This is a genomic window from Ruegeria arenilitoris, from assembly GCF_013032855.1.
Taxonomy (GTDB): domain Bacteria; phylum Pseudomonadota; class Alphaproteobacteria; order Rhodobacterales; family Rhodobacteraceae; genus Ruegeria; species Ruegeria arenilitoris.
Genome location: NZ_WQDA01000002.1, coordinates 542,784 through 555,906 on the forward strand (window position 1 = coordinate 542,784; position 13,123 = coordinate 555,906).

Genomic DNA, 13,123 nt, shown 5'->3' on the forward strand with positions numbered 1-13,123 from the left:
AACACTAAGTAGGGTCAAAGTCATTTTGACCCCACTTGCGTCAAAACCGATTTGACCCCACTTGGACCCCTTTTGACCCCACTTAATCCAGCCATTCTGAGCCAGCAGAAGAGACGCGGTATTGCCTGAACTGGCCGCTTTTTTCCTGCTCAATCCATTCCTGATCCTTCATGTATTTCAGTTCGCGGCCAGCAGTGCTTTCTGAGCATTCACAGACTTCGGAGAGTTCGCGCGCGGCTTGGTTATGTCCGAGACGTTTGCCGACAAGGTACTTCAGCATTTCCACTTGGCGCTTGGTTGGGCCGCGCTGATCTGGCTTCATGACGGGCAGTTCGAGCTTTTGCCCATCATCATCTCTCAGGCTGTCATGCTTTGCGTATTCCAGTTTGAAATAGAGGTCATGCCTGAAAGTTCCGCGCAGCTTTCCAACCTTGCTCAGCACCACCCTGTCATTGCCGGAGGAGGTAAAGCAAAAGTTTCCGTCGATCTGATTGAGGATTGAGCCAGCCCCGAACGGGATCATCTTACCCTTTTCTGTTGCGCCTTTTGTTGGATGGGCGGGCATGAAAACCGTTGGGTTGCCATCCTTTCGAAACTCAACACGGCAGGCATTAAGGAAGCCCAACACATCTGAGTTGCTGTTCAATTCCATGCCTTCAGTCAGGCCCATGAAAACTGACAGCGTGTCGATGATTAGAAGATCAAAGCCACCGCCATATTGCCGCATAGCGTTGGCAATAGCCTCGGGTTTGTAGACCCCCTGAACGATGTGCAGATTGTCTTCTACCTCCTCCAATGGAACGCCGTAAGACAGCGCCGCGCACCAAAGCTTTTCCAGTGTTTCATCTGGATTTTCGCCAAGGCAAAGCATGACCTTCCCCGGCTTATCTATTCCGATGTTCAACAGGTCCTGACCAGCAGCAACGCTTAGCGCAAGCACCAAGGCAAACGCTGTTTTGCCCGTGCCTGTGGGTGCCGTGAGGGTGTAAATACCCCCACGCCATGTGCCCAAAAAGCCAAGCTTTGGAGGCTTGCGAGAGTTCCACAGCTCAAGCGGCTTTTGCACGTAAGCCGTACCTTCTGGTTTCAGAGGTTCGATCTTAACCTCCTCCATGTTCTTAGGCAGATCGGGCATTGGCCATTTCCTTTTTCAGTCGGACGGCCAACTCATCCGGGTCTTCCCCTTCGTTGCGGGATTTGTAGATTTTGACTTCGATGCCCTGTTCAGTCAGGCGCTCACCGCAGGCTCTGGCCGCAGCAATCCCCGGCTCATCTGCGTCTGCGATGATGGTGACAGCATCCAAGTAAGGAGGCGGTTCGAAGTTCTTCATGAACATGGTGCCGGTGACCGCCCACACGGGTCTGTGCTGCCAGTAGTCAGCAACAGCCAGAGCAGCCTCCACACCCTCGGCAATCGTCAGGCCGTGGGTTACATGCTCAAACGGATCCAGCATGATGGCTGTTTCCGCCGTTGATATGCCCGCCTGTGAGAGCTTTGGCACCTTTTTGGAGGGGTTACCCTTCCAACCGCGCAAACGGCATCCCTGAGCGTCCATGAACGTCCTCTGGACGGAGATTGGCTCATTGGTGCGGGTATCGCGAAGCCGCGCGTACATGACGTGCCGCACAGCACCAGCAAACCATTCCCGCCCATATCTCAGGGCATTGGTTTCAGCAGCCAGCTCACCCCAGACACCACGCCTCTCAAGATAGAGCTGTACCGGGGTGCCATGGATGGGAACCAAGTCAGGATATGCCATTCAGCACCTCCCACGCTTCCCTCAGGCTGGACACACAGCCAGCAGCCACCATCATGTCTGCCAAATCACGGGTTTCACCTTCCCTCCGGCAAAAGTACCGAATGCGGCCATCTCGCCCCATGAACCAGTTGAACCGATCATCTCCACCGCAGACAGGGCATGGCCCGCCTTGGCCCGCCTTCTCAGGTATGGCGAGGCCATAACGATCACGCAGGAAAGCATTCGCCATTCCGTTCATCTTGAACACGAGAGTGCGAAGGCTTGGCTTTCCCTCTTTGTTGGGACCACCATATCTGGTAGGTTCGGAGTGTTTACCGGCAATCTGACACTGATCCCCTGTGCCTTGCTTTACCTCGGGTGCAGGGGTTCGCTTTTCTGGGGCCTGAGCCGCAGAAGCAGCGGCCAGTGCAGCCGCGCTTGGCTTATGCACTTTCCGCATCTCATGCCACCTCCTGCTGAACCAGGCTGGCGTTCATAATCATGGCATTCATCGCAGCCACGCGAAGATCACTGTGCGCGACCCGTCCCGGCTGGATTGGAATTGCCTTGGGGAAAGTGCCACTACGCTCAGCCCAGATGAGGCCAGCACTCGACTTGCCAATCACGGCGCAAACATCCTTGCGCGACGTGAAGGTGACGCCATACCTGCTGGCGTAATCAATCGTGTTGTCGATGATGCTGTGAACCCGAGGATCAAGCTCAGATTTGAGCTGAGAGAGTTCGGACGGTGAATAGATGGTTTCGGCTTTCTTGGTAAAGCCGCGCAACATGTCATCAGTGATCATGTTTCTTCCTCTGGCATGCCCCAGTGGGGCAACTTCAGTATCTGCCAGCGAGCCATTCTTAGCGTGATGACTGTCTACGCCTTACGGTCTGGGCCGTACCCCCTCTTGGGTCGCGACGAGGCTGCCAAGCCAGTTGTCCCGTCGATCATATGCAATGCTGATAGCTTTCAACTCCGGCTCAGTATCAGCTCTGAGTCATTCCGCAATCTGACACAAACAGATTACAGCTTATTGAAACTCAATCAAGTAAAACTTGTTTAAATTCTGATACTTAAGTCGAAAAGCATGGAAACCATTAATCCCACTTGATAATGTGAAACAGCATTACATGGGGGCTTTGATGGAAGAGAGACGCCAGAAGCTGGTTGATGGACTTGTCGCAGGTATGAGCCGCAAAGAGCTGCAAGAACTGATCGGCGTCAGCAATGCTTCGATCACCCGTTGGCTTCAGGAGGATGAAGTCAAAGAGGCGTACAGAGCGGCGCTTGTGACTCGCATGGGGCTTGTTCTCCCCGGTTTCATCACAGCAATGGAACAGAAGTCACAAGACCCCAAGACGGGCCTCATGGCGCTGGCCAAGGCGTTTGAAACGCTGGCCAACAAGTCGGGCTTTGAGGATGCAAACAAGATGCAGCAGCAACCCGCTGCGCTTGGCATTGAGATTAATCTGAACACTGGCGACGAAGGCATGATTGACGTGACGCCTGACGAAGAGAAGGTGAAGCTGATTGAGCGCATCAAGACTCTTGAAGCTCAGCTTTCCTCTCAGCCAATTCCCAAAGAGGACGATGCTGCATGAAGCGCCATGGTGTTCTTGATTTGTGGCAGGGCCGGAGAGAGAAGCCGCTGGTGGCTGGGAAACCCAGAACCAGAGGCGGCTTTAACGAACAAGCCATACACGAGATGAGAATGCGGGAGATGCGAGAAGCTGAGCAGCTCAGCAATCGGGATTCCCTCATGCCTCACCTGAGAAAGCCCCTGCATACTGAACCTGACCCGACACCGGTGAAGGCAGCAAAACCAAAGAATACAGTCTTCCAGCCGCTTAAACTGGAAGAGCCTTCCCCGCCGGTTGAAAAGGCCCCAAGTGCTGAGGACGGTTCGCCGGTGGGGAAGCGCAAAATGAGGAACGGGGGCGTCATGAGACACCATGAGCGCCCGAACCACATCGAGGCCGAGGCTCGTAAAGCAGAGGCCAAAAAGATGACCCGTGATGAGTTGAGTGAGCGCAAACGGCGCACCAAGAAAAAGAAGCTCACGCCGAGGATCAAGTGATGGCCCAGAAGCATGTCCCCATGGCCCCTGGGAAGCGCAAATCCTTGCTGGATAGTACCCCGGAACCAAAACGGGGTTTGGTGGCTTCAGCGCCGCAACCGACACAGCTGGAACTGCTGCGCCAGCAGGAGCTGAAGAACCTTTCCCGGTTCAGGAGGAAGAAATCATGGAAAGCCTGATCAATCGGCCAGTCGGCGAACCAGCTGGCACCCTGATGCCGCGTACCAATCAGGCTGGACAAGGCAGCACCCCAAAGAACCGAAAGGTGAAGAAGATGAACGACCTGTCTTTTGCGGATCTGGTGAAAGCCGGAGATCCGGAAGCTGTTGAAGTGGATCGGGTCATGCGCAGCCCAGCCTATTCCCAGATGAACGGCAACAATGCCGAGATGCATGCCTTTGTGTCGCGCTGGTTCCAGAAGCGGTTCGGCACCGGTCCTGCATCCGGCGCAACTCAGAACAACAACATCAGCAGAGGGGGATGGCGATAATGCCAAGCGAATATCAGAAACTCATCAGCAAGCGGGACAAGGCAGTGCAGGCGGTTGTCCAGGCAGAACTTCATCTGGTTGAAATCGAAGCCAAGCTTGCCACCGCTGAAGAGGGGGCAAAGCTCACCGCGATTGACCTCAATGACGTCGACAACGCCGCCCAGAAGCGCGCTGAGGACCTTCAGAGGGTGTTGGTCCTCAAGGACATGCGTGAGGCTGCTGTGCAGGCCCATGCAGACGCTCAGAAGGCTGCATCTGAGGCTTATGACGCCACCTGTGCCTTTGAATACCAGCGCGGCGAAGATGACATGATGATGTTGATCGACGAGCTGGAACCAGTCATTGAACAGGCGCACGCTCTGATCCGGGACGCGGCCACCGTGTATCACGGCATGCTGAATCGACAGCCTGTGGCGTCTGTTCAGTCCGGTCTGGATCAAATGCTGATGGACCTCTTTCAGATTGCCCTCAAAGGTTCGGGCTACAGAGGCTCAACCAGCCATCGCAACCTGAATACCATCACCAAGGTCCGCGACTTCTATCGCGGCAAGTTTGGCAATGAATACGGGCTGAAAGTACACACACACCTGACCAAACAGGGTCTCTGGCACCAACAGCCGCGTGACAGTGAAGCCTATCGAAGAGGTCTTGCCAAATACGAAGGCCAAAAGGCTAAGCGCACTAAAAAGGCGAGTTAAGTGGGATTCCAATCCTCAGCCCTCAAACCCCTCATCCGTAGGCATACACGGCCAAACCCAACAGAACGAAGGACACAATCAGCAAGGCCAACACTCTTAAGGGGCTTAGCGTCCAGAACTTCTGACGCGCATCCGACCAAACCCTCAAGGGCCAAATCAGGATCATTTTGCGCGCTTCCCGACGCCCCAACTTACGATATTGGTCAGCGCCTTGGTTCAGACTAAAGTCATCGGCATGCTCTGGACCGAGGTCCAATCCGACTTTCTCTTGTTGGAAAATGATACTGATGACGGAGAGACGAACCCAGTTTCCAAAGAGCAAATAGATTGAAAACACATCCAGAACCCAAATAGGTGTTTTCAGGATGACATCGGCCAACTTTTCCAACCCAAAGTACCGAACTGCGTTCGCGACAAACCGTATTACAGAAAGCAATAGTTCGCCGTAGTTTGTTATCAGCCAAAACAATACTCTCGGCCAATTCACGACGTCCGCGCCAGTTAGACGGGCCAACGACAAGACAACGAGAAATAGGGTCACAACGCCAGCCGCAGCAGCAACGGCGCATCTAATGCGCCAGGCCCAGACCAAATTGGTATGTTTAACTATTTGGATCGGAGTGGGCATGCTTGTCCCTTCCCTGGGAACGATTGTAGCACACGCGCCCAGAGCCACAAATTGGCCAAAACTCACTAAAAATTGGCCTTACGGCAAAGGCGCGGGCAAACCGCCGTACCCATCTAGTTTTCTGAAACGGGATGTATTCGAGGAGACTGTTCATATGAAAAGCTTGTTCGCTGTATTCAGCACCGCAACCCTGATCTTTGCTATGCCCGCCTACGCGAAGCAGCCAATCCAGCCAACTTTTTCCATTGCGACCGATGTGGCGCATGGAGGAGGCTGTCGAAAAGACAGCCCAAAAGGCAAATGCTGCCACGCTGGTAAGCAACCGTACCATTGCCACTAAGGCTTCTAATCGTTCCGCTGGGTGAGGGGTTCAGTTTGAGACATTGCTTCTGGATTGCGTTCGCTGCATTGATGACAGCGGCCAACGCAACGACTGCTGGACAAGTTATTCAAGGCAAAGCCCGGGTCATTGACGGCGACACAATCGTAGTGTCAGGCGTGAAGGTCCGTCTCAACGGAGTTGACGCAATGGAACTGGGCACTGAAGCGGGTCAGCAGGCCAAGGCGGCAATGTCGAAAATCGTACACCGCCAGACCGTCACATGTGAGCTTAATGGCGAAAGGTCTTACGACCGGATGATCGGTGTGTGCTACGCCAATGGCAACGACGTGGCAGCAGTTCTGATTGCCAATGGGTATGCGCTTGATTGTGCCCGATACTCTGGTGGTAGGTATAAGAGGTTTGAGACCACTGCGGCACGCAGACGGTTATCTCAAGCTGGGTATTGCAGATAAAAACAAACAGAAAAAGTAGTGTTCAATGTATCGATCAATCTTAGCAGCTTTGACCTTATTTGCCACAGTCGCCAGCAGCGCGTCTGCTGAAAATGATCTTTCCCCATTTCACGTCGCAGGCCTTTCTCCGGTTTGGGTGCAGGTTAGCGACAGTGCAACAGACGGTTGTTGGACAAATATCGGAGAGGTTAAAACCTACGCGGTCGACCAACTGAGTTTGATGGGTGTTGAGACTGTCGACAACGCGAATGCCAACTCGGTTCTTAGAATCATAGTAAATGGTTCACGGCGCGCAGACGGCTGTGCTGGAACCATTCGCTTTCAGGTTAGCGATTGGGTCAGATGGCGCGAGTTACCGGCATACGTAGTACTGCACTATGACTCTTGGATGCTGTCCGGGTACGACAAATTCAATGAAGACGCGCTCGACTTAACCAAGAAATACACAAACGAGTTCTTTGGAAACCTTCCAAAAGAGTAATCTTGTCAGAGATCCAAGTGTCCAACCAGCAAGTCGAGTAACCACTGGCGCTATTTGGAACGGATCGGTTGAGAACCAGAGAAAGTCACATGGGTATAGAGGATTATTCACAAACTTTCGATATTGGGTACGGCGAGCCTTTCCCCCCGATGGAACGCCTATACCTTGCCCGATGCTGGCGGGTGGACCAAGCGTTCCCAATACAGCGCAGCATTTATGACGAGTTGCTTCCAGTAGCACAGGAGTTGGAGCGAAAGAAACGCCAGCCAACCCCTGCACCCAAACCAACCGATTACCCACCAAATGAACCATGGGACAGCCTGAAGGCCGTGGCCGGACTGGCTGTGATCCTATTCCTCGGTTACCTTATGTTCTCGCCTATTAACCATGACTCGAAAGCAAGTCAGTCAGATTGGAATTCGGCGTTCGACGGAAGAAGGCGATAAGTTAGCCCGCACGAAAAACACCCCGAGGGGGGGGCAAGTACCCGAGCGCACATAACAAGTTTTGGACCCTGGGGAGTGCATAGTGGGGATGAGAAACCTCACCACGGGAGAGATTGCACCGGAAATGGGCTAGGCGCAGGGTAACTTAATTCCAGCGGTTCGAGCTTGTGAACGACACCGATGACTATCAGCCAATTTGGCCGGACAGAAGCAATAATGTGTCCGCTGGTGTTTACAGCGGGCGATAGACCAAGAATTTTAGGGGCGCCGTTGACGGCATGATCAACAGCTGCAATCAAAAGCGCCAAAACAGATTTTCAAAGGACAAGCGTGCAAGAAAAAATCAAGCTGCAACGCATACGCATGATCAGTGCCATTGGTGACTTCCAATTGGCACTAAGCGCCGCTGACTTTACCTAGGAAGCAGACGAGAATACACGTTACAGCAGCGCCCAGCTTCGTCGCTTCCGCTGTTACGAACACACTGCCATAATGTCTTACTCAAGACCGTTCGCTGAAGGCAAAAGTTCGGTGCCTCGCCTCTCGTTGAAACAAATCCGAGCAGAATTGACACCCGATCAAAAGGAGCTGCACAACAGGATCTTAAAACTCAGAAACACGTTGGTTGCGCATTCGGATCTTGCCATGATGAACTTTTCGGCGCAGGCCGAGCCAATTGAAGTAAACCATGACCAGCCCTTGTGGCTTGTCTTTGCCCAGCATGATGAAGGTTTGCAGTTTTATAAATGGAAGGATCAGATTGCGTTTATTGATTTGATCCAAACAGTCTTCTCTTGCTTGCTAACGACAATCACCCAGATCGCTCAGGCCGATCCCAAAGCGTTTGACATAAATATCCATTTTCCAGAAACCTAGTTTGCGAAGCAGCTTACATTGAGTGGGGCAAATCCCATGAATCAAAAATCCAAAGACGACAAGTTTGAACGTCCTCACACGATATATTCAATTAATGACCCTGAAACAGGCGATCCTTTGTACATCGGTCAAACTGTAAATTTCCAACGAAGAAAAAAGGAACACCTGAAACTGCGTCCAGGGAAAGCCTCCACCGAGTTCCTGGAACCAATGCTGGCAGCTGGTGTTGAACCCGAGTTCTCGATCATCGCGGTCGTTGAGAACCGTAAGTCTGCCGATGCACGTGAAGTGGAAGAAATTAGAAAAGCACAAGCTGCTGGGTATGAGTTGTTCAATCACATCAGCGAAAAGAACCGTGCGGCAAAGAGCATGAAGTAGCACCAGGGTGGCCCTTCCTATTTGCAACTCCACGAAAACATGAAGCCAGCAGATCGGTGTTGCCAGCACCCGAGCCTGACGTTTTTTACCCCTACTGCTGCCAGCTACCACAGAAAACTCCCACCCCGTGAGAGGTGAACGAACGAAAGCAAGATGTGTGTGCTGGACGGCTATGCTGTGAACTATGACAAACAAGGCAAAGCGAAGCTCTGTTTGCACCCAGCATGCACTCTGATTGAATTGGGAATCACTATGTAGCCTACGAATCCTGACAGGGTCCCAGCCAAGCTTTTCTATCTTTGTTTTTGGCTCTGCCAGATTGGAGAAACTGGGTTTTCAATGCGCGCGCAGTTTCTCCAATCTGGGTTTCACAACGCACATAGGTAGCACGAGGGTAGCACGGACCTGCATTCGCGCCGCGTCTCACCTTGTAACCCATTGAAAAGATGGTGCCCCCACACGGACTCGAACCGCGGACCTACTGATTACAAATCAGTTGCTCTACCAGCTGAGCTATAGGGGCAAGCATTACGCTTTCAGATACCTTTGCAGGCAAAGGCAAGAACGGGCAACCACTCCTACCTTTTCAACCCACTGTGATTACATGCCTATCGAAACACATGTAATCCCATTGAGCCGATGGCGCTGTGATTAGGTGAAAGCCTCAATAAAGGCAAGCGGGTTTGCGACGGAATTGTGCAACAACATGCGGAAAATCGGCGCCACATAAAATCGCCTCGATTATCTGCAACACAGACGCCACAGATGGTTACGCGGCAACGACGGTTGCGAAGCAATTCGACCCAGTCGTTTCTGGCGCCGTCCTGTTGACCACAATCAAGTTTCGACGTTCTCAGGCAATCTTTATCATGGCGAAAGAATGGCAGGTTTGACTGTCTATCGTTCAACCTGTAACCCCGAAACGTATTCAATCGAAGAGCAAGGACAGCGGTCGGCATGCATGTGGCCATTCACTCCGGTGTGGTTTTTTCAGACGGGGGGCTCCTGCTCAAATCGCTTCAGGCGAATGCCAGTGTATTGCACGAAAACGGCATTGTGCTGTTTGGTCCGCGTCGGTTCCGGAAGGCATTCAAGACGCCGCTGAATGCGCTGGACGAAGGCAAGCTGACCCCAGATGCCTTCGAGCGTTTGAGAGCCCAAATTCCTGATGATCCGGAAACCGGCCGAGTGGTCATGAGCACTGTGGACTTCATCGGCGAACTGAACAGCGCCATTAAGGACGGCCAATTCTATCCCCATGCAGGTCGTCGGCTGGCCTTGCTGGATCAGGCTTTCGAAGGACACGAGGTCGAATTGTTTATCGGGCTGCAAAATCCGGGCAGCTTCATACCCAAGGTATTGATGGCATTGCCGGACGAAACCCGCGAGAGCATTCTGGCGTCAACGGACCTGAGCTGCCTGAGTTGGCTGACCCTTATCGAGGATATTCACGATCTTGCCCCCGCCGTTTCCATTACGGTCTGGGCCAATGAGGAGTGCCCGCTGATCTGGGGGGACATTATCCGCAGCCTGTGCGGTCTGAGCGCCGACATACCGCTGACCGAGGAGTTCTCGCTGCTATCCTCGCTGGTTGACGCAGACGGCAAGCGGGAGATTGAAGCGATCCAACAGCAAGTCGGGCACACGGACCCGGCCCTCCTGCACGACCGCCTCGCTGCCGTTTTTTCGCAGCACGCCTTGCCGGACAGAATCGAGGAGGAACTGGACTTCCCCGGGTGGAGCGCCGAAATCCACGCGGCGTTTTCCGAGCTTTACACACAGGATCTGGAACGACTCAAGAAGTTGCCGGGAGTGCGGTTTCTGGGTCGCTGACCGAAGCCTCCGAAGGCCCGAGGCTTACATGCCTAGGGCTTCCTTGTACATTTCCAACACCGCTTCTTCTTCGGCGATATCGTCTTTGTCACGCTTGCGCAGCGCGATAACCTTGCGCATCACCTTGGTGTCGTAGCCACGTGCCTTGGCCTCAGCCATCACTTCTTTCTGCTGGTCAGCGATGTCTTTCTTTTCGGCCTCCAGACGTTCGAACCGTTCGATGAACTGGCGCAGCTCGCCTGCGGTCACGCGGTAGTTCGCAGCGGCCTGGTCTTCGGTCATGTCTTCCATATGCGTCTCTCCCAAGTGGAATTCTCTTTAGCCGGGGTCACGGGCAACATGTCGGATACCGTGCCGGCGGGTCCGCCGCAAGCGAACAATGGGGCTGCTTGCCTTGTGCCGCCGGCAACGATCCGCTAAGCGCATCGGCAGCGAAACAGAACGATGCGGGGCGCAATGTTCGACGTGTTCATCTGGGGAGGCGCCAGCCTGTCATTGGCCGGGCTGGCAGGATTGGTCTGGTGCATTCTGCGCGTGATGAAGGCTCGTCGGTCAGACTTGACTGACGACGAATTGCGGGCTGCCGTTCAGCGGGTGCTGCCTTGGAACATGGGCGCGCTGTTTCTGTCCGTCATAGGACTGATGCTGGTTATCCTTGGCATATCGTTCGGCTGACCGCCGGTGTCAGATCGGCATATTGTCGAACTGGGCTTCAACCGCATCTTCGATCAACGCAGCGTCCAGCCGTCGGAAGCGCGATGGTACGCTCATGCCTTGAGCGCGCATGCGTTCAATTACCTTCGTGACGCTGGGCTGCAGTGCCAGCCGGGTCTCGAGATTTGCCCCGTGCAGTTTCCGCTCCAACCGCTCGGCTTCGAAATAAAGCTCGTTCGTGGTCATGGCCATCCTCCCAAATGCTGCCATCCTGCCTGATATAGGTAACAGGATTGAGACCAACACAGGACCCGCCCAAACCCAGCAAAAAATCGCCCGCGCGCTATCCAGCGGCCGGCGCTGGGCCGCGAGTCGATCGAATATTAACCTGATTTCGACCGAACTGCCTTGACAGACATCAATCCGCAAAAGCCGCAGCGCAAGAACGGTCACGCCGTGGAACTAGACAGGGCTGACTCTGCGACCTAAGAAATCGGCATGGAGATTCGACAGATCACGCCCCGCTATTTCGTCTCGCCGCAGATCACGGTCGAGGATGTGCCCGCCATCGTTGCCGCCGGCTTCGTCAAGGTAATCTGCAACCGTCCGAATGTTGAAGTGCCTGCCACCATGCAATCCGAGGTAATCGGCCAGGCCGTGCGGGATGCGGGTCTCGAGTTTGAGGTGCTTGAACTGACGCACCAAACCATGACGCCCGAGAACGTGGCACGGCAGCGCGACCTTGCCGAGTCTTGCGAAGGCCCGGTTCTTGCCTACTGTGCCTCGGGCACCCGCTGTTCTGTCGTTTGGGCCCTTGGGCAGTGCGACAAGATGAGCCCCGATGAAATTCTCGAAGCCACGGCAAAGGCGGGCTACGCGCTGGACGGTTTGCGCCCGGCATTGCTGCAGATGCGGGCGGCGAACACCTGATTTCATACGTCAGTCGTTGGGTCGTTCCGCAGGAGCAGGTAGACCCGCCAATTCGGATATTTCGGACGCGAGGCAGTCGGTGCTTGCTTGCGCGAAGTCTTCATCCACTGCGGATTGCGCATGCGATCGGTCTTGGGCAACGGCGTCCTGACGCGACAAATCAACATCTGCTGTTTCAGCCGGCGCGTCCCTTCGCTTGTGCTCGACAAAGCTCTGCGCTTCGGGTCGTGTTGGGGCGGGCGGCTGCAGAAACTCATTGATCCGCACTGCCCGTTGACCGCCACATTGGCCCAGACGTCCCGTAGTGGCCTGGGTCCGATCAATCGCGGCAATGTCGATCCGATCAAGTCGCGCTCCCGCAAGTGGCAGCAGATCCCCGATGCCCAGCTCCGACAGCGTTGTCAGCGGGAGATGCATCCGACAAATCACCGCGTTGAGTTCGGCCCGAACCACGCCTGCGGCTTGCGACAGCGTCTTCAGCGGTTCCAAATCTGCGTGCCCGTCCTGCCCCTCGGCCACTGAAATTTCCGGCAGCAGGATGAGGACCGTTCCCTGCCGTACACCGCCCTCGAGTTCAACCTTGAACTCGAACGCATCATACCCGTCCTCGACCACTGCCAAAGAAAGCGTCCGCCGATCGACCGCCCGTGAAGCGAACTCATATCCGTTCAGGCGGGCTGCATCGCTTTGATCATCGACCAGTTTCCGGGCCCGTTCCAGCATGTCCTCGACCAACGGGACCACCATTGCCGCATCGGTGTCGGTGAGGGCGCGAGGCTGGGGCAGGTCCGGGAATACTTCGCCCATTGTCTGCTTCTGGATGACCGCCGAGACCAAACCGACGTCCAAGACAACACTGGCTACCCTGCCCTCTTTGGTCGCGAACAGCAGAAACAACTGACCATCTTCCAGCCCGCTCGTGACGACTTCCTGGCATCTTCTGGCCTGTTTCGCGCCAATGACGGATGCTGATAGCTTGAAACGTTCGACCGCGGCGCGGGCAATCGCAAGGCGCAATGCCCGCAGCAGCGCCCGGGATTTGCTACCCGCCCCCTCTTGTCCCGCCGACAATTTGCGCGCCAAGGCCGCGCTGA

19 protein-coding genes and 1 tRNA gene are annotated in these 13,123 nt (G+C 54.6%); 11 read left to right on the top strand and 9 right to left on the bottom strand.

The annotated features are described in order from the left end of the window. Positions 1 to 82: 82 nt before the first annotated feature. Genes GOW72_RS08880 through GOW72_RS08895 form a run of 4 tightly spaced genes read right to left on the bottom strand, consistent with a single transcriptional unit; the run spans position 83 to position 2,545 of the window. Positions 83 to 1,135, bottom strand: a complete 1,053-nt coding sequence (locus GOW72_RS08880) for an AAA family ATPase (protein ID WP_170366593.1) — start codon at positions 1,133 to 1,135, stop codon at positions 83 to 85. Then, on the bottom strand, positions 1,119 to 1,760 hold the full coding sequence (locus tag GOW72_RS08885) for a toprim domain-containing protein (protein WP_170366594.1): 642 nt from the start codon (positions 1,758 to 1,760) through the stop codon (positions 1,119 to 1,121). Before GOW72_RS08885 ends, GOW72_RS08880 begins: the two co-directional genes overlap by 17 nt. Continuing rightward, positions 1,747 to 2,199 (bottom strand): primase-helicase zinc-binding domain-containing protein, encoded by a 453-nt coding sequence (locus tag GOW72_RS19125; protein ID WP_425328543.1) that lies wholly within the window; start codon positions 2,197 to 2,199, stop codon positions 1,747 to 1,749. Before GOW72_RS19125 ends, GOW72_RS08885 begins: the two co-directional genes overlap by 14 nt. A 1-nt stretch (position 2,200) precedes the next feature. Continuing rightward, positions 2,201 to 2,545 carry a hypothetical protein gene (locus GOW72_RS08895; protein ID WP_170366595.1) on the bottom strand — a complete coding sequence of 115 codons (345 nt, stop codon included), beginning with the start codon at positions 2,543 to 2,545 and terminating at the stop codon, positions 2,201 to 2,203. A gap of 340 nt (positions 2,546 to 2,885) precedes the next feature. On the opposite strand from GOW72_RS08895, the gene GOW72_RS08900 reads away from it, so the two are divergent. From GOW72_RS08900 to GOW72_RS08915, 4 genes are all read left to right on the top strand, one after another. Then, complete coding sequence (locus GOW72_RS08900) at positions 2,886 to 3,344, top strand: hypothetical protein (RefSeq protein WP_170366596.1); 459 nt, start codon at positions 2,886 to 2,888, stop codon at positions 3,342 to 3,344. Beyond that, entirely contained in the window at positions 3,341 to 3,820 is a 480-nt protein-coding gene (locus GOW72_RS08905) for a hypothetical protein (protein ID WP_170366597.1), read from the top strand. The genes GOW72_RS08900 and GOW72_RS08905 overlap by 4 nt, the downstream gene beginning before the upstream one ends. Before the next feature lie 166 nt (positions 3,821 to 3,986). Further along, positions 3,987 to 4,310: a hypothetical protein gene (locus GOW72_RS08910; RefSeq protein ID WP_170366598.1), complete on the top strand. Its 324-nt coding sequence runs from the start codon at positions 3,987 to 3,989 to the stop codon at positions 4,308 to 4,310. Continuing rightward, on the top strand, positions 4,310 to 5,008 hold the full coding sequence (locus GOW72_RS08915; protein ID WP_170366599.1) for a hypothetical protein: 699 nt from the start codon (positions 4,310 to 4,312) through the stop codon (positions 5,006 to 5,008). The genes GOW72_RS08910 and GOW72_RS08915 overlap by 1 nt, the downstream gene beginning before the upstream one ends. A gap of 31 nt (positions 5,009 to 5,039) precedes the next feature. Here GOW72_RS08915 and GOW72_RS08920 read toward each other — a convergent pair whose 3' ends face one another. Beyond that, on the bottom strand, positions 5,040 to 5,636 hold the full coding sequence (locus GOW72_RS08920) for a hypothetical protein (protein ID WP_170366600.1): 597 nt from the start codon (positions 5,634 to 5,636) through the stop codon (positions 5,040 to 5,042). Between the two features lie 411 nt (positions 5,637 to 6,047). On the opposite strand from GOW72_RS08920, the gene GOW72_RS08925 reads away from it, so the two are divergent. The 4 genes from GOW72_RS08925 (at position 6,048) to GOW72_RS08940 (ending at position 8,612) form a co-directional block, all read left to right on the top strand. After that, entirely contained in the window at positions 6,048 to 6,431 is a 384-nt protein-coding gene (locus GOW72_RS08925) for a thermonuclease family protein (RefSeq protein WP_170366601.1), read from the top strand. A gap of 25 nt (positions 6,432 to 6,456) precedes the next feature. Further along, positions 6,457 to 6,912, top strand: coding sequence for a hypothetical protein (locus GOW72_RS08930; protein ID WP_170366602.1), 456 nt, complete (start codon positions 6,457 to 6,459; stop codon positions 6,910 to 6,912). Positions 6,913 to 7,850: 938 nt separating this feature from the next. After that, positions 7,851 to 8,234 (top strand): hypothetical protein, encoded by a 384-nt coding sequence (locus GOW72_RS08935; RefSeq protein ID WP_170366603.1) that lies wholly within the window; start codon positions 7,851 to 7,853, stop codon positions 8,232 to 8,234. A 36-nt stretch (positions 8,235 to 8,270) separates the two neighbouring features. After that, on the top strand, positions 8,271 to 8,612 hold the full coding sequence (locus GOW72_RS08940) for a GIY-YIG nuclease family protein (protein WP_170366604.1): 342 nt from the start codon (positions 8,271 to 8,273) through the stop codon (positions 8,610 to 8,612). Between the two features lie 447 nt (positions 8,613 to 9,059). On the opposite strand, the gene GOW72_RS08945 is transcribed toward GOW72_RS08940, so the two are convergent. Next, a tRNA-Thr gene (locus GOW72_RS08945) sits at positions 9,060 to 9,135 on the bottom strand. Between the two features lie 434 nt (positions 9,136 to 9,569). On the opposite strand from GOW72_RS08945, the gene GOW72_RS08950 reads away from it, so the two are divergent. Then, positions 9,570 to 10,445, top strand: a complete 876-nt coding sequence (locus tag GOW72_RS08950) for a hypothetical protein (protein WP_170366605.1) — start codon at positions 9,570 to 9,572, stop codon at positions 10,443 to 10,445. A 24-nt stretch (positions 10,446 to 10,469) separates the two neighbouring features. On the opposite strand, the gene GOW72_RS08955 is transcribed toward GOW72_RS08950, so the two are convergent. Further along, positions 10,470 to 10,736: a DUF2312 domain-containing protein gene (locus GOW72_RS08955; protein WP_093962669.1), complete on the bottom strand. Its 267-nt coding sequence runs from the start codon at positions 10,734 to 10,736 to the stop codon at positions 10,470 to 10,472. Positions 10,737 to 10,901: 165 nt separating this feature from the next. On the opposite strand from GOW72_RS08955, the gene GOW72_RS08960 reads away from it, so the two are divergent. Then, positions 10,902 to 11,120, top strand: a complete 219-nt coding sequence (locus GOW72_RS08960) for a hypothetical protein (RefSeq protein WP_170358321.1) — start codon at positions 10,902 to 10,904, stop codon at positions 11,118 to 11,120. A gap of 9 nt (positions 11,121 to 11,129) precedes the next feature. Here the strand turns inward: GOW72_RS08960 and GOW72_RS08965 are convergent, their stop codons facing one another. Next, positions 11,130 to 11,345, bottom strand: coding sequence for a hypothetical protein (locus GOW72_RS08965; RefSeq protein WP_170337604.1), 216 nt, complete (start codon positions 11,343 to 11,345; stop codon positions 11,130 to 11,132). A 252-nt stretch (positions 11,346 to 11,597) separates the two neighbouring features. Here GOW72_RS08965 and GOW72_RS08970 point away from each other — a divergent pair, with 252 nt between their 5' ends. Further along, on the top strand, positions 11,598 to 12,029 hold the full coding sequence (locus GOW72_RS08970) for a protein tyrosine phosphatase family protein (RefSeq protein WP_170338056.1): 432 nt from the start codon (positions 11,598 to 11,600) through the stop codon (positions 12,027 to 12,029). Positions 12,030 to 12,038: 9 nt separating this feature from the next. On the opposite strand, the gene GOW72_RS08975 is transcribed toward GOW72_RS08970, so the two are convergent. Then, positions 12,039 to 13,112 (bottom strand): FliM/FliN family flagellar motor C-terminal domain-containing protein, encoded by a 1,074-nt coding sequence (locus GOW72_RS08975; RefSeq protein WP_244952366.1) that lies wholly within the window; start codon positions 13,110 to 13,112, stop codon positions 12,039 to 12,041. Positions 13,113 to 13,123: the final 11 nt, after the last annotated feature.